The 22820-nt window shown below is 45.7% G+C and carries 20 protein-coding genes and 1 tRNA gene; 10 read left to right on the top strand and 11 right to left on the bottom strand.

The features are described 5' to 3' along the window. Positions 1-651: 651 nt before the first annotated feature. Entirely contained in the window at positions 652-1401 is a 750-nt protein-coding gene (truA, locus tag JUB15_RS11430; protein ID WP_207512592.1) for a tRNA pseudouridine(38-40) synthase TruA, read from the bottom strand. 78 nt (positions 1402-1479) lie between these two features. After that, positions 1480-3186, bottom strand: coding sequence for a DUF4476 domain-containing protein (locus JUB15_RS11425; protein WP_207512591.1), 1707 nt, complete (start codon positions 3184-3186; stop codon positions 1480-1482). 213 nt (positions 3187-3399) lie between these two features. Here JUB15_RS11425 and JUB15_RS11420 point away from each other — a divergent pair, with 213 nt between their 5' ends. Further along, entirely contained in the window at positions 3400-5907 is a 2508-nt protein-coding gene (locus JUB15_RS11420) for a M1 family metallopeptidase (RefSeq protein ID WP_207512590.1), read from the top strand. A 107-nt stretch (positions 5908-6014) separates the two neighbouring features. On the opposite strand, the gene JUB15_RS11415 is transcribed toward JUB15_RS11420, so the two are convergent. From JUB15_RS11415 to gap, 7 genes are all read right to left on the bottom strand, one after another. After that, positions 6015-6821, bottom strand: coding sequence for a TPM domain-containing protein (locus JUB15_RS11415; protein WP_207512589.1), 807 nt, complete (start codon positions 6819-6821; stop codon positions 6015-6017). 148 nt (positions 6822-6969) lie between these two features. After that, complete coding sequence (locus JUB15_RS11410; RefSeq protein ID WP_207512588.1) at positions 6970-7431, bottom strand: TPM domain-containing protein; 462 nt, start codon at positions 7429-7431, stop codon at positions 6970-6972. A gap of 10 nt (positions 7432-7441) precedes the next feature. Then, complete coding sequence (locus tag JUB15_RS11405) at positions 7442-8032, bottom strand: LemA family protein (RefSeq protein WP_207512587.1); 591 nt, start codon at positions 8030-8032, stop codon at positions 7442-7444. Between the two features lie 431 nt (positions 8033-8463). Then, positions 8464-9102: a hypothetical protein gene (locus tag JUB15_RS11400; RefSeq protein WP_207512586.1), complete on the bottom strand. Its 639-nt coding sequence runs from the start codon at positions 9100-9102 to the stop codon at positions 8464-8466. A 327-nt stretch (positions 9103-9429) separates the two neighbouring features. Beyond that, the gene (locus JUB15_RS11395; RefSeq protein ID WP_207512585.1) at positions 9430-10092 is read right to left on the bottom strand and encodes a hypothetical protein; all 663 of its coding nucleotides are present in this window, start codon (positions 10090-10092) and stop codon (positions 9430-9432) included. 118 nt (positions 10093-10210) lie between these two features. After that, complete coding sequence (locus tag JUB15_RS11390) at positions 10211-11407, bottom strand: phosphoglycerate kinase (RefSeq protein WP_207512584.1); 1197 nt, start codon at positions 11405-11407, stop codon at positions 10211-10213. A 138-nt stretch (positions 11408-11545) separates the two neighbouring features. Further along, positions 11546-12586 (bottom strand): type I glyceraldehyde-3-phosphate dehydrogenase, encoded by a 1041-nt coding sequence (gap, locus tag JUB15_RS11385; protein WP_207512583.1) that lies wholly within the window; start codon positions 12584-12586, stop codon positions 11546-11548. Between the two features lie 293 nt (positions 12587-12879). Between gap and JUB15_RS11380 the strand changes: the two genes are divergently transcribed. From JUB15_RS11380 to JUB15_RS11365, 4 genes are all read left to right on the top strand, one after another. Continuing rightward, positions 12880-13395 carry a hypothetical protein gene (locus JUB15_RS11380; protein WP_207512582.1) on the top strand — a complete coding sequence of 172 codons (516 nt, stop codon included), beginning with the start codon at positions 12880-12882 and terminating at the stop codon, positions 13393-13395. Positions 13396-13547: 152 nt separating this feature from the next. Beyond that, positions 13548-13619, top strand: a tRNA-Glu gene (locus JUB15_RS11375). Between the two features lie 140 nt (positions 13620-13759). Next, positions 13760-14662 (top strand): helix-turn-helix transcriptional regulator, encoded by a 903-nt coding sequence (locus JUB15_RS11370; RefSeq protein ID WP_207512581.1) that lies wholly within the window; start codon positions 13760-13762, stop codon positions 14660-14662. Between the two features lie 181 nt (positions 14663-14843). Then, entirely contained in the window at positions 14844-15599 is a 756-nt protein-coding gene (locus JUB15_RS11365; protein ID WP_207512580.1) for an SDR family oxidoreductase, read from the top strand. A gap of 216 nt (positions 15600-15815) precedes the next feature. Here the strand turns inward: JUB15_RS11365 and JUB15_RS11360 are convergent, their stop codons facing one another. Next, positions 15816-16835 (bottom strand): hypothetical protein, encoded by a 1020-nt coding sequence (locus JUB15_RS11360; protein ID WP_207512579.1) that lies wholly within the window; start codon positions 16833-16835, stop codon positions 15816-15818. 313 nt (positions 16836-17148) lie between these two features. Between JUB15_RS11360 and JUB15_RS11355 the strand changes: the two genes are divergently transcribed. Then, on the top strand, positions 17149-18039 hold the full coding sequence (locus JUB15_RS11355) for an NmrA family NAD(P)-binding protein (RefSeq protein ID WP_207512578.1): 891 nt from the start codon (positions 17149-17151) through the stop codon (positions 18037-18039). A gap of 49 nt (positions 18040-18088) precedes the next feature. Beyond that, positions 18089-18940: an AraC family transcriptional regulator gene (locus JUB15_RS11350; protein WP_242696322.1), complete on the top strand. Its 852-nt coding sequence runs from the start codon at positions 18089-18091 to the stop codon at positions 18938-18940. Positions 18941-19137: 197 nt separating this feature from the next. Here JUB15_RS11350 and JUB15_RS11340 read toward each other — a convergent pair whose 3' ends face one another. Then, the gene (locus tag JUB15_RS11340) at positions 19138-19506 is read right to left on the bottom strand and encodes a winged helix-turn-helix transcriptional regulator (protein WP_207512575.1); all 369 of its coding nucleotides are present in this window, start codon (positions 19504-19506) and stop codon (positions 19138-19140) included. Between the two features lie 139 nt (positions 19507-19645). Between JUB15_RS11340 and JUB15_RS11335 the strand changes: the two genes are divergently transcribed. The 3 genes from JUB15_RS11335 (at position 19646) to JUB15_RS11325 (ending at position 22576) form a co-directional block, all read left to right on the top strand. Beyond that, entirely contained in the window at positions 19646-20500 is an 855-nt protein-coding gene (locus JUB15_RS11335) for an NAD(P)-dependent oxidoreductase (RefSeq protein ID WP_207512574.1), read from the top strand. Positions 20501-20684: 184 nt separating this feature from the next. Next, positions 20685-21578, top strand: coding sequence for a lysophospholipid acyltransferase family protein (locus JUB15_RS11330; RefSeq protein ID WP_207512573.1), 894 nt, complete (start codon positions 20685-20687; stop codon positions 21576-21578). Positions 21579-21601: 23 nt separating this feature from the next. Next, positions 21602-22576, top strand: a complete 975-nt coding sequence (locus JUB15_RS11325) for a fatty acid desaturase family protein (RefSeq protein ID WP_207512572.1) — start codon at positions 21602-21604, stop codon at positions 22574-22576. Positions 22577-22820 lie beyond the last annotated feature (244 nt).

Genomic DNA, 22820 nt, shown 5'->3' with positions numbered 1-22820 from the left:
CTTGAAAGTTATTCAAGTGCTGTTGCTTCCAAACTTTCAAAGATCTTTAATATCGTATGTTATCTTTCCTTTACCTCTCTGTCTCTCTCTCCTAACGTATTACCTAACTTGTTTTCTTTGTGCTCTCATCCCCTCTTTTCCCTCATCCGCTCTTTCTCTCTCCTCTTCTTCTTCGCTGCCCCGTTTTTGATTGGGGTTGCAAAGGTAAGAGCTTTTTGTTATTCCATCAAAATTTTTCTTCTATTTTTTTCACTTTATCTTCTCTCTTTTTTGATGCAATATGTGAAGAGCTTTTTCGTTTAAACCGGGCTGCAAAGATAAGCTCATTTCATTTTCTCTTCCAAACTTTTTTCATCTTTTTTTCTCTCTCTTTTCAGTGCTTATTTTGATCTGCAGCTGGTAAACTTTTTATGCAAAGAACTGTGTGAAGTGTGCTTTTTTGTAAAGCGGGCGGCAAAGATAGGCCGATTTAACTTCTTACCAAATATTTTTTGATCTTATTTTTTTCAATTTTGTTAAAACCAGGCCCAGCAAGCCTTCCAGCAAAAATTATTTTTTATCAGCCCTCAAGATTGAACAAAACCATTATAAAATTGTTTTGCGCAACAGTTCCGGTCAATATCACTATCACGAACAACCGATCGCGCAATTTCATGTGGTCAAAAAATAACCTTCCGGATACAACACCTGCTGCAAAAACAGTCCATGTGCAGGCACTGAAAAATCGGCCTTTGTACAGTCCCTGGCTTCTATGATCTGCCTGAACTGTTTCAGCGTTATTTTACCCGTTCCAACCTGCAGCATTGTACCCACCAGCCCGCGCACCATTCCCCTCAAAAAACGGTTGCCTCTTACCCTGAAAACAGTGACGCCCTGTTCTCTCCGCCACTCACTTAACTGGATAGTACAATTGAAGGTTTTAACCTGCGAATTGCGTTTTGAGAACGAAGTAAAGTCTACATACTCTTTGAGTACGGACGCGGCCTTTTCCAATTCAGGCAAATTGAGCGGATACGGATAATACCAGGCCCTGTCGGCTAGGAAGGGATCCTTAAATCCATAGATAAAGTATTCATATTCACGGGCTAGGGCATCAAAGCGGCAATGGGCGGCAGCAGGTACGGGCCAGAACGCCTGGATAACCACATCGGGCGGTAAAATGGCATTGAGGTTATATACCGACTTAGGGTTGACAGGCGCTGTTATATCGAAATGGTAAAAGTTCTGCCTTGCATGCACGCCGGCATCAGTTCGGGAAGAGCCGGTGAGGGTTAACGGCTGCCGGAAATAAATATTCAGGGCCTTTTCCAACTCCGCCTGCACAGTTACGGCATTTTGCTGAACCTGTGAGCCGGCATATCGTGCCCCATGGTAGGACACCTCCAAAAAATATCGATTCATCGGCTGCAAGTTACAATTTACCCACTAACGACTTCCAGAGCGAGTTAGATCTGACAGCGGATGCGGTTCTATAACGTTCTATTGCAGCCTGACCAGCTTTTTGAACTTTGTTACATACATCTCTTCCGTTAACAGTTCATGCAGGGTTTTAAAATTAGCCGTATCTGCAGCAAAAGGGTAGGCCATCTCGAGAAATTTATATTTGGCCTCATCTCCGGGGAACAATTCCGACAAAGCCTTTATCTGGTGCGCATATAAACACATGGTTTTGAAATACTTATTAGCTAAAGCCAGTCTTTTTTGCGAATCGCTTTCCCCCACCAGCTTCACGCGCATTTTATCGACATCATTTTCTGTTGCCAGCTTCACGCAATCTGAGTTGATCATTACCAGCTTACTGTCTGCCCCGGCTTTCTTTTCCGGTTCAACCCTGGCCTGCTGTTCCTCGGGCTCTTCCGTTCTTTTGGCGGTTACTTCGGTATTGGCTGTTTGTACCGGCTCACTCCCGGGCTTGTCGTTCGTAGCCGTTTTAGGCGTTTCATCTCCACCAGTGCCAACCGGTTTTGTGATCTCCCTGACGGCGGTATCGCGCGTGACCGGTTTAACGGGTTCTGCTTTCTGTTCGTCTTTAGGCCGGTACACCGCCTGCGTTTCACCGGCATTTTCGGCCTTCTTCATTTGCCGCGATTCCAGCACTACGGTAACCGTGTCAGCCGGATCTGCCTTTTTCTGGGGCACCGACCGCCAGGTTTCTTTTTTTATCTGTTCTGCAATTTCTTCTTTACTTAAGCTTGCCACCGGTTTTTCGGCAGTGGGCGGAACAGGTTCGTCTTTTTTCGGCTCAGGCGCCACGGTTGTTTTTGCAGTATCCTTTACCGGCTCCCGCTTTTCCGGGCTTTTCGTAATAACAGCCGCAGGCGTGTCACTGGCCGCTTTTTTATCTTCTGCTATATAAACAGTAACTATTTTGGCTGGCGTTTCACTGCTATCGACAAAGACCATTTTGGTTTCACCGTCTTTGGATTGCTGCTGTATTTTGGCCACTCCGGCCGCTACAGGACTTTGATTGAGACTTTTTTCCTGCGGATCGTATTTCGTCAGCGCCCCCTGGGCAGTTGTATCAGGTTTATCGGTCAAACTTTTTTCTTTCGGGTCATATTTTGTCACAGGAACATCGGTGACGTCTTTATTGATCTGGCTGGCAGTATCAGCTGGGATTGCATCTGTTTTAACAACACTGGCCGTATCTACCGCCGGTGGCGTTACCACTGTAATTACATCGGTTTTTTTCTCAGTGGCCGTGGTGTCAACCGGCTGAACCGGCTTTTTATCAGCATTTGCAACCGGCAGATCTGCTGCTGGTTTGGATCCGGTGCCGGCGATGGCAGGTGCGGTAGCGCTTTCTTTTTTGACGATCGAAGTATAAAGTACAGCAGAATCATTGACCACGGCCGCCATCAGATTGGCAAATGCATCGTCCTTTTTTCGCTCACCATACAAGAGGCTGCCGCTGCCCGCTTCTTTCAACGGCTTTATAAGCTCATCGGTTTGCCAGTCGTACAAAACCCAACCGCGGGAGCCGTTCTTTTGAAGCTGATAACCATGGTCTCTATTATGAAGGGGAATAGAAAATCGCTGTGGCCGGGTAGCCTGCTGGGGAAAACCGAGCTCGAAATCACAGGTTTTATCGGCCAGTCCGGAGATCACGAGGTGGCCAGCAGTAGAAGAACTATATACCTTATCCCCTATCTGCACATAGAAAGGCTGCAAATTTTCTGATTGCAAATAGACAAAAGTGGTTTGCTGTGCCAGTGCTGTTGTACATGAAACTATACAAAACCCTGTTACAAAAGCAAACCGTTTTATAACGCGGTAAGGATTGTTCATAAAAGCAAATCTACTTATTTGCCTTTTTACCACAGCCACTTATACTATTTTTTACATTTATTAAGCACACCCACGCCTATCTTTACACCTCTTAAATTCTAAATTCTCAATATGAAGAAGCTTTCGTCAGTAATATTAGCCCTGGGAATATTGCCTAGCTTATGGGCACAACAACATGAGGAGGCGCCCGTTGACACAACGTGGAAAAAGGTGTACCGCGAAACGCCACCACGCATTAACAACCTGGTTCACACCAAACTGGATGCAAAATTCGATTTCAGCAAATCATATTTGAACGGGAAGGCCTGGATCACCCTGGCGCCCCATTTTTATGCCACCGATTCCCTGACGCTCGATGCCAAAGGCATGGACATTCACAAGGTGGCCATTGTTAAAGGAGCTTCTTCTCAACCCCTTAAATACAAATACGATGGCTGGCAACTGAATATAGACCTCGACAGAAGTTATAAAGGCGGTGAGCAGTATACCGTGTACATTGAATACACTGCCAAACCCGATGAAGTGAAAGTTCAGGGCAGCGCAGCCATTACAGATGCCAAAGGCCTTTATTTTATCAATCCCAGAGGAGAAGAAAAGGATAAACCCACCCAGATATGGACACAGGGCGAAACTGAAGCCACCTCGGTATGGTGCCCTACCATTGATAAGCCCCACCAGAAAACCACCAACGAGATCCTGATGACGGTTCCGGCAAAATATGCCACACTTTCAAACGGTAAACTGGCGGCCCAAAAAACCAATGCCGACGGTACCCGTACCGACCACTGGAAAATGGAGCTGCCCCACGCCCCTTACCTGTTCTTTATGGGTGTTGGTGAATACAGCATTATAAAGGATACCTATAAGGGCAAGGAAGTAAATTATTATGTAGAAAAAGAATACGCGCCTGTAGCTAAAAAGATATTCGGCAATACGCCTGAAATGATGGCGTATTTCTCAAGGATCCTGGGCGTTGAATATCCCTGGGTTAAATATTCGCAGATCGTGGGCCGTGATTATGTGAGCGGTGCTATGGAAAATACTACAGCTACCCTGCACCAGGAAAGCGCACAGCAGGACGCCCGCGAACTCGTTGATGGCAACAGTTGGGAAAGCACCATTGCCCACGAGCTCTTCCACCAATGGTTTGGCGACCTGGTTACCTGCGAAAGCTGGAGCAACCTTACCCTGAATGAATCATTTGCGAACTACAGTGAAACGCTTTGGGATGAATATAAATATGGTAAAGACGCCGGCGATGCCCAGAACTACAATGACATGCAGGGTTATATTCAAAGCCAGAGCGAAAAAAAGGACCTGGTTCGCTTCTATTACAATGATAAAGAAGCGATGTTCGACGCCGTTAGCTACAACAAGGGAGGCCGCATATTACATATGCTGCGCAGCTATGTAGGCGACAGTGCTTTCTTCAAAGCATTGAACGTATACCTCACAGCCAATAAATTTAAATCGGCCGAAGCTCACCAGCTGCGCCTGGCCTTTGAAGAAGTAACGGGAAAAGACCTGAACTGGTTCTGGAACCAATGGTATTTTGGCGCAGGACATCCCAAATTAACGATCGATTATGCGTACGACGATAACGCCAAAAAAGTACAGGTGGTCGTTCAGCAAACACAGGCGGGTAACAAGGTATTTACTTTACCGGTAGCCATTGATATCTATAATGGTGCTGAAAAAGTTCGACATAACGTTTGGATCGATGACAAGGTTGACACCTTCACCTTCAGCTACAATACCCGACCCGACCTGGTAAATGTGGATGGCAGGAAAACCCTGCTGGCTGAGAAGAAAGACAACAAAACCCTGGAGAACTTTATCCATCAGTACAAATATGCAGGTCAGTACCTCGACCGCCGTGAAGCCGTAGACTATGCCAGCCGTAACCAGGATAATCCCAAGGCGTTGGAACTGATGTTACTGGCCCTGAAAGATAAATACCATGGATTGCGCTCTTTTGCGATCGGTAAGCTGGACCTGAAAAATGAAACCGTGAAGAAGCAGGCTGAACCCATTCTGGCTGAAATGGCTCAAAAAGATGCAAAAGCAACCGTGCGTGCTTCTGCCCTGGCGGCTTTGTCGCAATTCAACAACAACACCTACAAATCGCTTTTCACCAAATTCGTTAATGATTCATCCTACACTGTTGCGGGTAATTCACTGGATGCCCTGTTCAAATTAGACAGTGCAGCAGCTGTGGCCGAAGCGAAACGCCTGGCGAAATACCCGGCCAAAGGCAAACTGGTAGAGACCATGACCACCATCCTGGTTAAATCGGGTGATGAAAAGAGTTTTGATATTATTGCCAGATCATTTGGCGATATGCCCATTTCACAGGCGAAATTCAACCTGTTGCAACCATTCTGCGAATTCCTGGGTGTAGTGAAAGACACGAAGAAAGTAAAAGAAGGGGTTGATATGGTAATTGAATTCCGTGATGCCCTGGCTGCTTACGGGTTAACGCCGTATGTAAATAACCTGCTGAAAGGCGTGGTCATGAAAAAGAATGCGGCCAATGTATCTGCCACGGACAAAACCCCGATCAAAGAGCAGATCGATTACATCAATTCGAAGATAGAGGGAGATAAGAAAGGGTTCTAACCGGACTGAGATAATATTATAAAAAAAGGGCTGCCTGGTATCAGGGAGCCCTTTTTAGTTATTTAGTTATTGATTCAGCACATTATCAAATCAGCACATTGGTTTTGCTACCAGCTTCCACTGGCGCCGCCGCCACCGCTGCTGCCGCCACCGAAACCGCCAAAACCGCCGCCGCCCGACCAGCCTCCGCCACCGCCTGACCAGCCTCCGCCGCCCCAGCTGCTTCCACCGCTGCTTCGACCCATCATATTACCTAATATAAAAGGACCTAACCAGCCTGAACCCCGGCGACTCATAAATCCACCGCCACCACCGCGATTGCGTCCGCCAAAGAGCGCAATCATGATAATGACTAAAACAATAAAACCGATTATGCTGCCGCCGCCACTGCCTTTTTTCTTGCGGTAATTAGCCGGCGCCTTGTATTCACCAGCAGCTGCTTTGATAATGGAGTTAGCAGCTTTTGATAACCCTTCATAATAATCGTTCGATCTGAAATTCGGCGCTATGTCGCCCTGGATGATATGATTGGCTGTAATATCAGGAATCGCACCTTCAAGGCCATATCCTACTTCTATCCGGATCTTACGGTCCTGGATAGCGGCGATAATGAGCACACCATTATTGGTTTTCTGATTACCAATACCCCAGTCACGAAACAGCCTTAACGCATATTCTTCAATAGGGTAATCGTCGAGCGTATTCAGCAGTACGATGGCTACCTGGTTACTGGTGCTGTCATCATAAGCTACCAGTTGCCGTTCCAGCCGTTGTTCTTCATCAGGCGTTAACACACCGGCCAGGTCATTTACCAGCCTGGGAGGATTCGGTCGGGAAGGGATATTTTGTGCAGACGTCAAAAACGACGTAAACAAAAACACCGAAGCAATAAAGAATTTCAATCTTATTTTCATTTCGAGTTGTAATAATGCCAGTCTAAGCTATTTGACAGTTACAGGTTTTAAGTTACCGGTTCCAGGATCTCACCATCCGGTCTTTCTATTTGTTGCAACATGACCTAAGATTCCCTGCAACTTGCAACCTGAAACCTGTAACCCGTTTCTACTTTCCAAACACCATATCGTCGGGCAATTCATTTTTATCGGTTGACCGGTCATAAGGGAAATGGGTCTTCAATGCTTTCCCCACATCGGTTACCACAGCTTCAATGGCTTCGGCCGGATGAGCGCTGAGGAAATGCGATTTCATGATGGCTACTTCCTGCTCCCAGAACGCCTGTCCCACTTTTTCGTGGATACCCTGGTCGGCCAGGATGGCAAACTGGTGATCTTTCATGGCAACATATACCAATACCCCATTGCGGTCTTTGGTATGATCCATTTTCAGGCCCCAGAAAAGTTCGGCAGCCCTGTCGAGCGGATCAACAAACCGGCAGCGGCTTTCGGTATATACCCTGATCTCGCCACTGGTTTGCTGTTCGGCTTCCCGAATGGCGTTTACGATCCGATTCTGCTCGTCGGGTGAAAAGAAATCTTTTCTTTTGGAGAAAGGGAAAAATGCCATGGATATATTTTTAGAATTCTACTTTAGGAGCTTTTTCTGCGCCAGCTTCGGCTGTGAATCCCTGTTTCACTTTAAATCCGAACATACCTGCAAACAGGTTGTTAGGAAAACGGCGAACCACTGAGTTATATTCCTGTACAGAAGCATTAAAATCGTTCCGCGAAACCTTAATGCGGTTCTCTGTTCCTTCCAGCTGTGCCTGCAGGTCTTTGAAGTTTTGCGTAGCCTGCAATTGGGGATATTGTTCGGCAACCACGAGCAACCTGCTTAAGGCGCCACCCAGTTGGCTTTGCGCCTGCTGGAACTGTTGTATTTTTTCAGGCGAAAGATCATCGGCATTCACATTTACCGAAGTAGCTTTTGCCCTGGCTTCAATCACATTCGTCAACGTCGTCTGCTCAAAATTGGCGGCGCCTTTTACCGTACTTACCAGGTTCGGGATGAGGTCGGCACGACGCTGGTAATCGCTTTGTACGTTATTCCATTTAGTTTTTACATTCTCATCGAGGTTTACCATTTTATTATATCCACCACATCCACAACCACCTAATATTAAAATTCCGGCCAGCACAACAATGATAATCAGATTACGAGATTTCATATCAATTTAGAGTTTTGTGTCTTATAAATGTACAATTTTTTGCTACAACGTCTTACAATTCGTTTGATTCACAAACGGTTAAAGCATACTGACGTCAGTTTCCGCCTCATAACGTATAGTCATAACAGCGCATTGTCAATATGGCTAATTTTTAGTCGCGTCAGCAACCGTTTCGTTACATAAACGTTGAAAAAATCCTCAAATAACAAACATCATAACAGGGCACTATCCTTCGCGCGCCTGGCCATAGGCTGCCACAAAAAGAATGATAGTAATAATGATGCCACTGATGGTAAAGGTTCGGGCGAAGCCAGGGATGAAGCAGCTGTTAAAAAGCAGAAAGCCCCGACTGTGACGGGGCTGACTAAAAATATCAATAAATTTATTGCAGGTCTGGCTATAGCTGCATCAGATCCGCCTTCCTGCTTTCGCTACTGTTTTTCCAGAGTTATCACCGTAGTTGCGTTATCAATTCTCTTTTGCATAACACCCATGACAATTGCTGTTTTACTTTCACTATGATGTCCGGTCAACGTCATCCGGTTGCCAATAAAATTAAGTTTGTATCCTCCTGAACTGCCTTGTATAGTTCCTCCGCCGGGGGTGGTCAATCCGCCGGATTGAATGAAAATTGAATCTGAACCTATTTTTTTATACGTAGCATTTGAATTGGTAGGCGGTAACGTAAAAGTGAATGGCAGATCAACCGAATCTTCCAATGTTCCATTGAGATATAAATAGGTTGTAGACATTGCATCAACATCATAGGCCATGCCGGTATTCGTCATTGTAGAGCCGTCGAAAGTACAGGTTCCGGCATTGTTATCTGTAGTGTAGTCGCTAACCGTAATTGCGCGCTCGGCTTGTCCCATGCTGCTCATTTCGATGAGTACCATGGTTTTCACATTCATGTTGATAAATTTCCAGGTACCGATCTCACTACCGCCGGTATTTCCGCCACCAGGGATGCCTGGCGTATGGTTGAGCGTGTCGATGCTTTTTTCTTTCTGGCAGGAAACTATTGTCAGTAATATACAACCGAAGAGCAGGAAAGGGGTTAACTTCCTCATAGATCTACATTTGTTTTGGTTAGGGCAGAAAAAGACATTGCAAAACTACTATTTAGCCATGAGAGTTTTCCATCAAATATGCAATTTCTGCCAGCAGCTATGTAAAACGTGAATGGTGAATGCCCGCCCTACTGTACGTCGTTCGGGCGGGGTGAATGGTGAATGGTGAATGGTGAATGCCTCAACTCTGTACCTTACTACTATCTTTCAACCTAATACTTTATCGACTTTCCTTTATTAACTTTATCAACCTTATCAACTTTTATCAACCCTGTCAACCTAATCAACTAGTCAACTAATTAACTCGTCAACTAGTCAACTTCTAATCTATTGCTTCTTCAAGGTTGCCACCAGTACGGTATGTATGGTAAGTTTAGCCGGAATACCCTGGTAATCCTGGGTAGTGACCGTATCGAATACAATGGTCAATTTCATAATATCAGTGCCTTCAAAAGCCACTTTGCAGCCGGTTGGCGTATTTGGTAACAAGCCGCCGGTGAGCGCATCCAGGAAAGCGCCATCCTGAAAATGCAGGGAGTCGGCGCCTACTTTTTTATAAGAAGAAGTAGCACTCTGCGGTGGAACCGTTTGGCTGATGGGAGTCTGCACAGAATCGAACAGGACGCCATTCATATAAACGAGGGTTTTTGCGGTTGTATTTACACTTAAGGCGATGTTGGTGGCAGTCATTTTGAAGCTGTCAAATGTAATGGTTCCGCTATTGTTCCCCGAGGTAAAATCCGTTGAGGTAACGGCTTTCGCGGAAGCGCCGGACTGCGAGAAGGTTGCCGTTTGCGAACCCGTACCACGAACCGAAATAAATTTCCAGGTACCCACTTCTGAATTGTTGCCGGGAGCGTTGGGAATGGTATCGGCTGGCGCCGGCCCACTACCGGGATTGGTTATGTCGTTTTCGTTAACCTCTTTTTGGCAGGCTGCCATACCTATAACAACAGCAACAATAAGCAGTAACTGGTAACACTTTGTCATAATCTACGTTTTTAGAATAGTGATCGCTTTCTATATGTGGCGGGGGAACAATGCCATGCTAAAAAAAGAATGCCACGTACCTGCGGGCACGTGGCATTCACGATGTAATACTATGAAATTATTTCTTAATTGCAGCAATACCAGGCAGTTCTTTTCCTTCAAAAAACTCAAGCATGGCACCACCGCCGGTAGACACGTAGCTAACCTGGTCGGAATAACCAAACTGGTTAACAGCAGCTACAGAATCGCCGCCGCCCACGAGGGAAAAAGCGCCGTCCTGTGTAGCTTCTGCCACAGCCGTAGCGATGGTTTTTGTTCCGTGCTGAAACTTGTCCATTTCAAATACACCCATAGGCCCGTTCCATAAAATGGTCTTTGACCGTTTGATCACGTTGGCAAACTGGGCGCAGGCGTTTGGACCGATATCGAGGCCCATCCAGCCATCGGGAATATTATTGCTGGGTGCATTCGAAGTAAGTGCGTTGGCGTCGAATTTATCGGCAATCACTGAATCGGATGGAAAATGCAGGCAAACGCCTTTTGCTTCTGCTTTTTTCAACAGTTCACGGGCAATATCCAGGCGATCATCCTCACACAGTGAGTTGCCAATGGATCCACCCTGCGCTTTTTCAAATGTATACGCCATACCGCCACCGATGATGATATCGGTTGCTTTTTCGAGCAGGTTCTCGATGATAAGGATCTTGTCTGAAACCTTGGCGCCACCAATGATAGCGGTAAAAGGCTTCTCGGCATTGTGCATTACTTTTTCAGCACTGCTCACTTCGCTTTCCATGAGCAGACCGAACATTTTTTTATCGGCCGCGAAGAACTGCGCGATCACTGCTGTGGAAGCATGCGCCCGGTGAGCGGTACCAAAGGCATCGTTCACGTACACATCGCCCAGCTTGCTTAATTTTTCAGCAAAACCGGCATCGCCTTTTTCTTCCTCTTTATAAAAACGAAGGTTTTCCAGCAACAAAACTTCACCGGGTTTTAAAGCAGCGGCTTTATCAACCGCATCTTTCCCGATACAATCATCAGCAAACAGCACATCAACACCCACCAGTTTCGATATATGGTTCACCAGGTGTTTCAATGAAGATTTTTCTTCGGGCCCTTCTTTGGGACGGCCGAGGTGGCTCATAAGGATCACGCTGCCGCCATCGCCGAGGATCTTTTTAATGGTGGGAACAGCCGCTTTGATACGGGTATCGTCGGTGATCTCAAATGTTTTTTTGTCAAGCGGAACGTTAAAATCAACCCTGATCAGGGCTTTCTGGCCCTTGAAATTATACTGGCTGAATGTAGACATGAAGAGATAGTTTTAAAAAAATTAACCACAAAGCGTATTGACAGCTACGGTGAACCAAGAGTACTTCTTTGCGTTACCCGCTTTCAACATCTTTGTGGTTAACCAGGATATAGCTAAACTAATCCTGCAGTTTTATAATTAAGCTTTTACTTTTTCTTTTGCAGCGCCTTTATTGATCAGTTTTGCAAAATAGTTCACGGTGCGAACGAGCTGGCTTACATAGCTCATTTCATTATCGTACCAGCTAACCGTGCGAACCAGTTGGGTTTCGCCTACAGTTTGTACACGGGTTTGAGTAGCATCGTACAAAGAACCGTAAGTAATACCAATGATATCGCTGCTCACGATCTCATCTTCAGTATACCCAAAGCTTTCGTTGGAAGCAGCCTTCATGGCAGCGTTCACTTCTTCAACGGTTACTTTTTTGCTCAATACAGCGGTTACCTCAGTTAAAGAACCAGTGAGGGTAGGCACACGTTGAGCGGAACCATCTAATTTACCTTTCAGTTTAGGTAATACCAGGCCGATGGCTTTGGCAGCACCTGTACTGTTAGGAACAATATTTTGTGCAGCAGCACGGGCGCGACGCAGGTCACCTTTGGGATGCGGTGCATCCTGGGTGTTCTGGTCATTGGTATAAGCGTGGATGGTGGTCATGAGACCGTTAACGATACCAAATTTTTCATCGAGCACCTGAGCCATTGGGGCCAGGCAGTTGGTAGTACAGCTGGCGCAGCTGATCACTGTTTCAGTACCATCGAGAATATCGTGGTTAACGTTGAAAACAATTGTTTTCAGATCGCCGGTTGCAGGAGCAGAGATAACAACTCTTTTTGCGCCGGCAGTAAGGTGAGCTTCTGCTTTTGCTTTATCGGTGAAGAAACCGGTACATTCCAGTACTACATCAACATTGTGATCTCTCCAGGGAATTTCAGCAGGATTCTTTTGGGCGTAGATCTTTACTTCTTCACCGTTTACTATAATAGAGTTATCAGTGCTTTTTACTTCAGCATCAAAACGGCCCTGAGCGCTATCATATTTAAGGAGGTGGGCTAAAACTTTGGGGCTAGTGAGGTCATTGATAGCTACTACATCGATGCCATCCATTTTATAAATCTGGCGGTATACCAACCGGCCGATACGACCAAAACCGTTGATCGCCACTTTGACTGTGCTCATGATCTGGATTTTTGTGTTAGTTAAAAATTGCGGGGGCTAAGTTACAATTTTGGTTGTAAATGGGTTTATGAAATTTGTGTGGAAAATAAGCAGCAATCGGTTGCACTGAAAGTATGGTGCGACTATTTCAAACAAACCGGCTAAATAAATAGCGGACATTTACTTATACGAACGACTACCCTACTTCCCAAGGGGGTTTTTAAAGGAACATATTATAATTTGAAAGAAAACGGAGCGTAGCGAAAGAAAACGCAGTTTAACAAGAAAAAACGCTAACATTCGTTAATGGGTTTATGCGTACCATTTCTTTAATCCTACTCTTATTTTCTTCCACTGCTATCTTTGGGCAGAAAAGATCCTGCTCCTTCAGCTATAGGAAGATCAACACGCCGAACAGTAAATACACACAAAAGCTTGTTAGCACAATTGACACGCTGCACCTGAAAACCTGCCGTGGCGTAGAAGACATTCCTGATTTTATAATAAACACATTGGAATGTTGGGCGGGTTATGACTGGTCGATCGCCAATGCGGGCAGTCCGTACTATGAAACAGGCATTAAAGGGCCCGAGGCGATACCAGCGCGGCAATTAATGTATATGGGCTTGAACGATCATTATTTGTTGATGGCCTATAAACGGGGCGGATTGCCGCTTAACTGCCCAACGATCCTGTTTAAATTCGAAGATCAGAAGATCCTGGATGTTTGGTATTGGGGGGGAACGAATGAAGGAATACAATCAAAGGAAGACATATTACAATATTGCCGGGAGCATGCTGGTTCGGGTAAGCATAAACCTGTTTTGTAAGTTTCGTTGGGAGATGACAAATGAAAGCGGTTGCTTATCTTCGCCGGAGCGGTTTGAGGTGCAGGAAAGTTTTTTGAAAAATATTTTTAAAGAAAGTGAGATTTTTTTTGGTGAAATAGAAGTGCTCCCTATCTTTGCACTCCCAAAAACGAGCCGCGTTCGTCTAAGGGCTAGGACACCACCCTTTCACGGTGGTGATACGGGTTCGAATCCCGTACGCGGTACAAAGGTTTCAACCTTGGCAAAATTGAAAAAGGGCTGTTCGAAAGAACGGTCCTTTTTTGTTTTTGAGGGGTTCAAATAATCACTACATTATACTAAACTTTTAATAAATGCTGCATGTAATAGTAGTAAGTTTTATTATATGCCAGCAATTCAACAGTTCAGGGAAATTAAAGATTATACCAAAACAACCCGGTTGCCTGCAAGCAGGTTTCCTGATTTTATGATATCCAACTGGACCGAAGCGCTTTTCAATGGCTGTGCTCACGATTTGCCCTACCAGAATCATTATTTTGAAATTGTATTTGAATTAAATCCGACCTGCGAGATAACCATCGGCCAATATGTGTTTCCGGCCGCCATTAGCAGGCTTTTTTTTATAAGCCCCCATCGGTTACAGTCATGCCAAGGACAACCTTCCAATGAGCCTGGCAACGGATTTACCATCCTTTTCAAACCCGAGTTCATACATATGTCTTCTTCCCGCTCTGCATTTCCCCACGACTTCCCTTTCTTTAACCATCTCAACTCTCCTGGCATCGTTTTAAATAAACAGGATACAGACAGTATTGCCACCCTTTTTAGCCAAATACATTTGGAATACGACAATCACACCGTTTATACCAGGGAAATACTTAAAAATTATCTGAATATACTATTACTTAAAGGCAGAAATCTGTATCAACCACAGACAACAGCTGCAACTGGTTTTAACCGGGAACAAGAAATTTACAATGCTTTTATGCTATTGGTTCAAGAATATTTTATGAAGTCAGATGCCGTACAGCAATACGCAGACAAACTACATATAAACGCCAAATATCTTACGCAAATAGCTAAAAAGATAAGTGGCCAAACGGCGCTGCAGGTTATTCACCAGGCAAGGTTACATCATGCAAAGTCACTGCTACGGCAAACCAACCTTACCATTTCACAAATTGCAGATGAACTTCATTTCGATAATCAGGAATACTTTTCCGTTTTCTTTCGGCGACTTACCGGCAACAGCCCTTCGCAATTTCGAAATTTTCAAAGCATTTCCTGACATTTTCAAAGCCACTGGCATAAAGCCCTCTTTTATCTTTGATTGACAATAATGCAAGTTGCCAAACTATCGGTACTCTCCGGCATGCAGGAGATAAAGCTGGTATTTAGCAAGCAAACTCCCTGACTCAGGGATGGGCAGACATTGTATCAACATTTCATTAAACAAATCAATTGTAACAATGAATAGATTCAAAGGCAAAAAAGCAGTTGTAACAGGTGGTACTCACGGTATGGGTTTGGCTATCGTTAAAGCGTTGTTGATGGAAGGCGCGGAAGTCGTATCAACCGGCCGCAATGAGAAAAAAATTAATGAAGCGCGACAACAACTTTCAACCAATACAGCACATTTATTTCGTTCAGATGCCTCAAGTATAACCGACATAAAAGAACTACGCAAGGTTGTAGCAGAACGATTAGGGCGTATTGATTATTTGTTTGTAAACCATGGTATAGCCGAAATACAAGAACTACAACAGGTTACAGAAGAATCGTGGGACCGGCAGTTTAGTATCAATACAAAAGGCGCATTCTTTACAGTGCAGCAACTGGAGCCGCTTATCAATGATTACGGCGCTATCATATTTACTACTGTCGCCAATGACCGTATCTTTCCCGGCTTAAGCGCTTATTCAGGATCTAAAGAAGCAGTGAAAGCATTTGCAAAAGTAATTGCAGCTGAATTGTTGCCCCGAAAAATACGGGTGAATGCAGTAGCACCCGGTTTCATTCTAACACCTACAATGGGAGTGGCCGGTCTGACAGAAAAAGACCGCGAAGAATTTATCAAACAAGGCAATGAAGTTACGCCGCTAAAACGCCATGGCACAGCTGAGGAAGTGGCTGCAGCCGCACTGTATCTCGCAGCTGAAGCTACTTTCACAACGGCAGCAGAGCTACCGGTTGATGGCGGCTTTGCCCAGGGTATCAGCAACTGATGTATGCCATTCATTTTGCAGATTTTAATTAAAAGCGATCCGATTCCGTATACGGCGGCACATTAGAATAATACAGTGGAAGGGTACCTAACTCGATAATAGATAGGCACCCTTCTCTCTTTAGTAAGAAATTTGTACGCTCGCCAATATGGGGCTATGGAGCAGCCCTTTTTCCCTGATGTACTTGCAGTGGAGTTATAGCGCCGAATGAATAGGTCATGCCAGCGCTGACCGGGTAGTAACTACTTCGTCATCCTTTGAGTCGGTTCCTTTTTTTGCACCAAACCATGCTACACCCGCTCCCAGCAGCAGACTTACAAAAGCAAGTATGGCTGCCGTTGAAGCCGCATCTGCAGCATCGTCTGCTACCTGTCTCGCTTTGGCCTCTGCCTGCTGTTTCACTTCCTGCATTTTGGCAGAAGCCTGTTTTGAAGCAGCTACCCAATTGTCGGCGATCTGTTCCGCTTCTGCCCTGCTTTTACCGGTTCGCGCAACAATAACATTCACAACTGCATCTCTATCCACCTCTTGCGCAACATCTTTTCCTTCGGCAAAAAGCTGCCCCAGCAATCCGTCTACCTGCGCATCTGTATATTGTGGCGCTGCACCGATGTTGCCGGCTGTGCTTCCTGCTTTATCGACTGACTGTTTTGCCCTGTCCTCCAATGCAGCGGGTTGCAGTTCGGCTTTTCCGGTCTGGCGAAGTAATAGTGCTGCCTCACTCTTAAGCTTACCGAGGTCTACGTTTTGCAGCTGCTCCCTGATCTCAGGTGTTGCTGCCTCAACTCCTCTTTGGGCCACATTACCAACGGCACCCAATGTGTTTCCGACGAGCCTGCCTACTCCGCCCAGGATACTGCCTATCGCGGTTGTAACAAAATACAACGTAAGCAAAGACACGATACTCCAGGTTAAGAGGCCATGGATGCCGCCATCAAATCCCTGGTTGGTCCTTGACAGCCGGCCGGCCACCCAACCACCCGCAAACAGCGCTATCAGGCTCGACAACCCATACCAGATCGCAGTGCCAACGCCAAGGCCCTGCGCCGGGTTTTCTTCCGTTTTCGGATCAACAGTACTCAAACCAATACCTATACCTAGTAAGCCAAGGGTAATTTGTATCACGACCGCTATCAGCACACCAGCAAATACTGCGGCCCAAGAAATGCGCTTTACTGAAGCAAGTACTACCCCAGGATCACTCATCACGCTGGATTTTTCAAATCTCGCTTCCATAACATTTGTTTTATTCTAATACGGAAATTTTCGTGCTCACTTTATTCCAAAGGGTTTCCCGGAGCAGTGTTTAGAAAATTGCCCATTCTATCTAAATGGATACCCATCCGGGGAGCGCTCAAACCGGCTCCCGGTAAGGGCTGCAAAGGTTTCAACCTCGGCCAAAGTTAGAATGGGTATATTGAAAAGAACGCCCCTTTATTTCCAAGTTGTAGTATTGAACGCTTCGTTGCCACATCCGCCTCCCACAAAAAAGCAGGTTTTTACAACCCTCTTTCTCCCCGGCATAACACCTTTATAAAAATTGGTAGAAATGAATAAAATATTGGTTTTCGGTGCAACCGGAAAGATCGGCCGCCGCCTGGTTAACCTGCTGGCTGCGGCTCCAGGCGTTGAAGTCATTGCATCGGTAAGAACGGATGCTGATGCGGTGGAATTTTCTGCAAAAGGGATCAAAACAGTGACCATTGACCTGGATAGTTTTGAAAAAGACGGACTGGGCGCATTGATCGGGAAAATGAAGGGGATCCACTCGGTTTACCTGTTAACAGGCTATACCGTGAACATGCTGGCGCATAGCAAGGCGGTGGTGGATGCAGCTAAAGTGGTTGGTGTGCAACATATAGTTCACAGTGGGGCCTATGCGAGCCCTGACACTACAATTGTACACCTTGGCTGGCATCAGCTGGTTGAAGCCTACATTGAACGCTCTGGTATTTCCTATACGCATTTACATCCCAATTCCTATATGCAATTGCTATTGGGTTTGGGCCAGATCATCGATGGCAATGGCGTACTACAATGGTATAGTGGCAATGCCACTGTAAGCTGGGTAGACTGCGAAGACATTGCATTGGTGGCATCCAAAGTATTACTTGCCCCTGAGCGATACAGCGGTCAGTCAATTCCATTGGCCTATGACATTGCATCATTCCCTCAAATCGCAGCGCTGTTTTCCACCGTGCTTAACCAGCCTTTCACATATATCAACAATCCCCCATCTGTTTTTTATGAAAGGGTGGTTGCTGCAGGCTTCGATCCTACATACTCGCGTTGCCTGGTAAATGTCTTCAGCAGGCAGGCAGATGGAAGTTTAGTGGAGAAAGCAGATACGTTTGATAATTTTGAGCATATCACGGGAAGAAAACCAACCACTTTATTGCAATTCATTCAAAAGCACAAAAACAATCTTGTCAGAAAATAGCTGGAAATAATTACTCCTGACAATCAAAAAATGGCTTGTTTTGCGGTGCATGCAACGTGAGACCTATCAATATACTTCATGGAACGGCATTGTTATTGAAAAATTCACAGCACCTGCGAATCAGCCATTTTTCACTAAAGATGCGCGCTGCCACCGCATAGCTATCAATGTTGGTGACCCTGTGCTGCTTGAATGGAAAATGAGCAATGGGATCTGGAGAAAGATATATGACAAAGGCGATATGAGTATCATTCCGCCCGGCAGTTGCGTAGAAACCAGGTTCCGGCAATCATTGCATGGCTTTGCCATGTCGATCGATACGGCATGGATGGAAGAAACGATGCAAATGCCTCAGCCGGTCTGGGAAAAAAAGCGGGGCGTCAATGATCCATTTATTATGGGAATCGCCAGGGCATTCCATGAGGAGATCAAAAAAGATGGCTGGTCGGGTAAGTTATATGGCGATTCACTGGTCATTTCTTTAACGGCCTACATGGCAGAGCACTATGGCCGTACGACTGTTTACAAAGCAGCTAAAGGAAAACTTACCGCTTATCAGTTAAAAAAGGTTATCGATTACTGTCATGCGCATATTTTCGAAGATATCAGCGTGCAGGACCTTGCGGGCCAGGCACATCTAAGCGCTTTTTATTTTTCAAGGCTTTTTAAAAGATCAGTAGGCGTGTCGCCCTACCAGTTTGTGCTAAAGATGAAAATTGAAAATGCAAAAGCATTGCTGAAGCAGTCGGGATTATCACCGAAAGAAACGGCCAGCTACCTTGGTTTTACAGATGACGCCCATTTTAATCATGCATTTAAACGCATGATCGGTGCTACGCCTGTTCAATTTGCCACACGCGCCGACACCCTTTTGCCAGGTAACAATAATATCAAAGATTGAGCGGGCGATGCACAATCGGGGTTTCCTTATTTGCCCGGACGTGGCCGCGTGGTCATCAAAGACCTGGGTATTTTGGGTGGCGCTATCATTACTATGAGCGAAATCGCAAGGTTTTACCTGCAGCGTAAAGAACAAAGAAGATCCCGCACGGTTGAGGTTAACCATAGCTAAAGTTGTAAAATAAAAAAGGCTGGCCATTAAGCCTCTCCGGGTACCTGCTTCCTTAGCATCAATTGCTCAAATTGATGCTTGTAACCACCACCCCATGCATCCATTGCATTGATGACGGGCAACAATGACTCACCGAAATCGGTCAGGTAATATTCCACATGCGGCGGCAGTTCGGCATAGATCTTTTTACCAATGATGCCGTGAAATTCCAATTCCTTCAGTTGCAGATTCAGCACCCTGCGGGTGGCCGTGGGCACCTTGCGATGCAGGTCGCTGGGGCGGCGCACGCCATTACTAATCAGGAACAGCAAATACGGTTTCCATTTACCGCCGATGATCTCCATCAGCACAGTAAAGCCGCAGGAAAAATCCTTTGGAATCTTTTTCTCATACATATCGCCAGGCGTTTTACACGGGCAAAATTACACATGATCGGAATTTACAGGGATAAAATTATCCCTATCTGAACAAATTCACCCGTATTGCCCATCGTTCCCGAAATCCTTCACTTTGTGTAATAAAAATAAACACAAGATGAAAGAAAAAGTACTGATGATAGGACTGGGAGCCATGGGTTCGGTACTGGCCCGGTTATTAGTGGAAAAAGGCAAAAAGGTAACGGTATGGAACCGATCGGAAGAAAAGACCCTGCCACTCCGTGCCATCGGCGCAGCATATACGCCCGACATACAGGAGGCGGTAACAGCGAACGACATCATCCTTATATGTGTGCAGGACTATGCGATCACCGAAGAACTGCTGCAGGGCATTTCATTGAAAGGTAAAACGGTGGTGCAATTATCCACCGGAACGCCGCAGGACGCCCGGCTGATGGCAGCTTCCTTCAGCGCCCGCGGCGCCGGGTATCTGGATGGGGCCATCCTCGCCACTCCATCCCAAATGGGCACCGGGCACACCCCTATCTTCCTTTCCGGCAACAAAACGGCATGGGCTACTTCGGAAGATACGCTACGTATCCTCGGCGGTGGGCTCGTTTATCTCGGTGAAGCGCCCGGCGCCGCCTCTGCATGGGATATCGCCGCATTGTCGAGCATGTTCGGCATGATGATCGGCTTTCTCAATGGTGCCCGCCTGTTCGAGTCGGAAGGTTTGCAGGTGGCAGATCTTGGCAATATGATCCTCAATATTGCGCCCGTGCTCGGACAAATGATCAAAGACACTGCCGATGATATCCAGCAGGAGAAATATGACAGTCCCCAAAGCTCTCTCGACATCTGCGCAGGCACTTTTGACCTGATGGTGCGCCTTTCGGCAGAAAACAAACTCGACGCCGGTTTTGCCCGGTTCGCACAGCAACTGTTTCGTAAGGGACAGGAAGCAGGTTACGGGCAGCAAAGGATTTCCGCTTTGATGAAAACACTACGATAACAGAACGATTTTAAATAGCAATGCCGCCGCTGAGGCGGCTTTTTTATTGGGTGAAGAATATTCATGCGAACCGGCACCAGACAGCGAAAACTAAAGTCTTCCCTCAAAAAGCACCTATTTTACCTGAAAAGATCCCGGATTTATTTTGGATCCGGCCATTAAAAACTATCTTCACCACCATACTATGAAAGGCCTGATCTATTACATCCTGTTACCGTTCGTCTATTTACTTTCCCTCCTGCCCTTTCCACTCTTATACAGGGTGAGTGATAGTTTCTATTTTCTCCTTTACTACGTCTTTGGCTATCGCAGGAAAATAGCCCTGCAAAACCTTCGCAATTCTTTCCCTGAAAAAACAGAGACAGAAATAAAAAGAATGTGCAAGGATTATTATCACTACCTCTGTGATCTCTTCCTCGAGAGCTTCAAAACGCTTACGATTGCGCGTTCCTCTATGTTAAAACGTTGCACTTTAAGCCCGGCGGCAAAAGCTATTTTCGATCGTTATCACCAGGAAGGAAGAAGCATCATGCTCGTAATGGGGCATTACGGCAATTGGGAATGGGCAGGTAACACGTTCAGCCTCACCTGTAAACAAAAATTGTTTGTGGTTTATCACCCCTTCGGCAATAAGTATTTTAACGGATTGATGTATCGCATGCGTACGCGTTTTGGCACGGGGCTTATTGCCATGAAAGACACTTATAAAGACATGGTGAAGAACAAGTCAATGATCACCTCCACCGCATTTATTGCCGACCAAACACCACAACCGGATAACGCATTGTGGACCACCTTTCTACACCAGGATACGCCCGTTTTCAGAGGAACGGAAAAAATTGCCAAAAAAATGAATTATCCTATTGTATACATTACAATAAAGCGGCTGAAAAGAGGTTATTACAACATACTTGCGGAAATTTTAACGGAAGACGCTAAAAATACCGCAGAGGGGGAAATTTCTGAATTACACACCGCCAGACTGGAAAAAGACATACGGGAACAACCTGAAATATGGCTTTGGTCCCATAGAAGATGGAAGCATAAACGCCCGGCAGCAACCCAAATAATTGTATAAAAAAATTTTTTAGAATCGAACTCATGCAAAAAAATCCGGGCAGGGAACTGATCCTTGCAACAAAGCCTTTTGCCAAAGAAATTAAATGGAAAAGCTGGTTATATACGCTTTCGACGATAACGATCCTGATGGCCCTTTTTTCAGGCATTTATTTTTTGAATAATATATTTTTACGGAGCGCCTGCAGTGTTGCCGCCGGACTTACGATGGTCAGGATGTTCGTGATCTATCACGATCACCAGCATCACACCATTCTGCACCGGTCATTGCCGGCAGATATTCTTTTCAAATTGTATGGCATTTTCATACTCGCACCTACCAGCATCTGGAAGCGATCGCATGATTATCACCACAATCATAATTGCAAATTATTCAGCGCCAGCATCGGGTCATATCCGGTGATGACCAAACAAAAATTCCTGCAATCTTCCAAAACAGAGCAGCGTAGTTACCTGGCCATCCGTCATCCGCTGACCATTGTGTTTGGCTATATTACGATGTTCCTCTATGGCATGTGTGTGCGCTCATTCATCAGTGCTCCCAAACGCCATTGGGACTCACTCATAGCTGTTATCGTTCATATCAGCATCAGTGTATTGATCTTTGTTCACCTCGGCTGGCTCACCTGGCTGCTTGCTGCAATAGTGCCTTTCCTACTGGCCTTTATGATCGGCGCGTATCTATTTTATGCGCAGCATAATTTTCCGGGAGTAACCTTCCGCGAAAAAGATGACTGGTGCTATGAGGAAGCGGCGATGTCATCGAGCAGCTATATGGTCATGAATCCATTTTGGAAATGGGTGACTGCTAACATCGGCTATCATCATATCCATCATATCAATTCGCGCATTCCATTTTACCGCCTTCCCGAGGTAATGGCCAGCATTCCGCAATTACAGGAAGCAAAAAAGACCTCCCTGAATCCTGCAGATATCATCGCCTGCTTTCGACTGAAGGTCTGGGATCCAAATACCAATACCATGGTTGGTCTTAAGTAGCTGGATTTGCAGCGAAAGGTTCAACCTTATAAAATTGAAAAGGGCTTCCTGAGCTATCAGGAGGTCCTTTTTGTTTATAGAAGCATAAGCCTGACATTACTGAATGCAAGAATACCGATGCATTAACGCTGCCCTGCAGTATCTCACGCAATAAATGCAGCATGTCAGCCATTGCGTGTAACAAATCTTTTACATGCGGCGTCTGACATAAAACTAACCATATAACTCATTATTAAAATTTCGA

The sequence above is a fragment of the Longitalea luteola genome, assembly GCF_017356035.1.
Classification (GTDB): domain Bacteria; phylum Bacteroidota; class Bacteroidia; order Chitinophagales; family Chitinophagaceae; genus Niastella; species Niastella luteola.
This window is presented reverse-complemented; position numbering and strand designations above follow the sequence as displayed.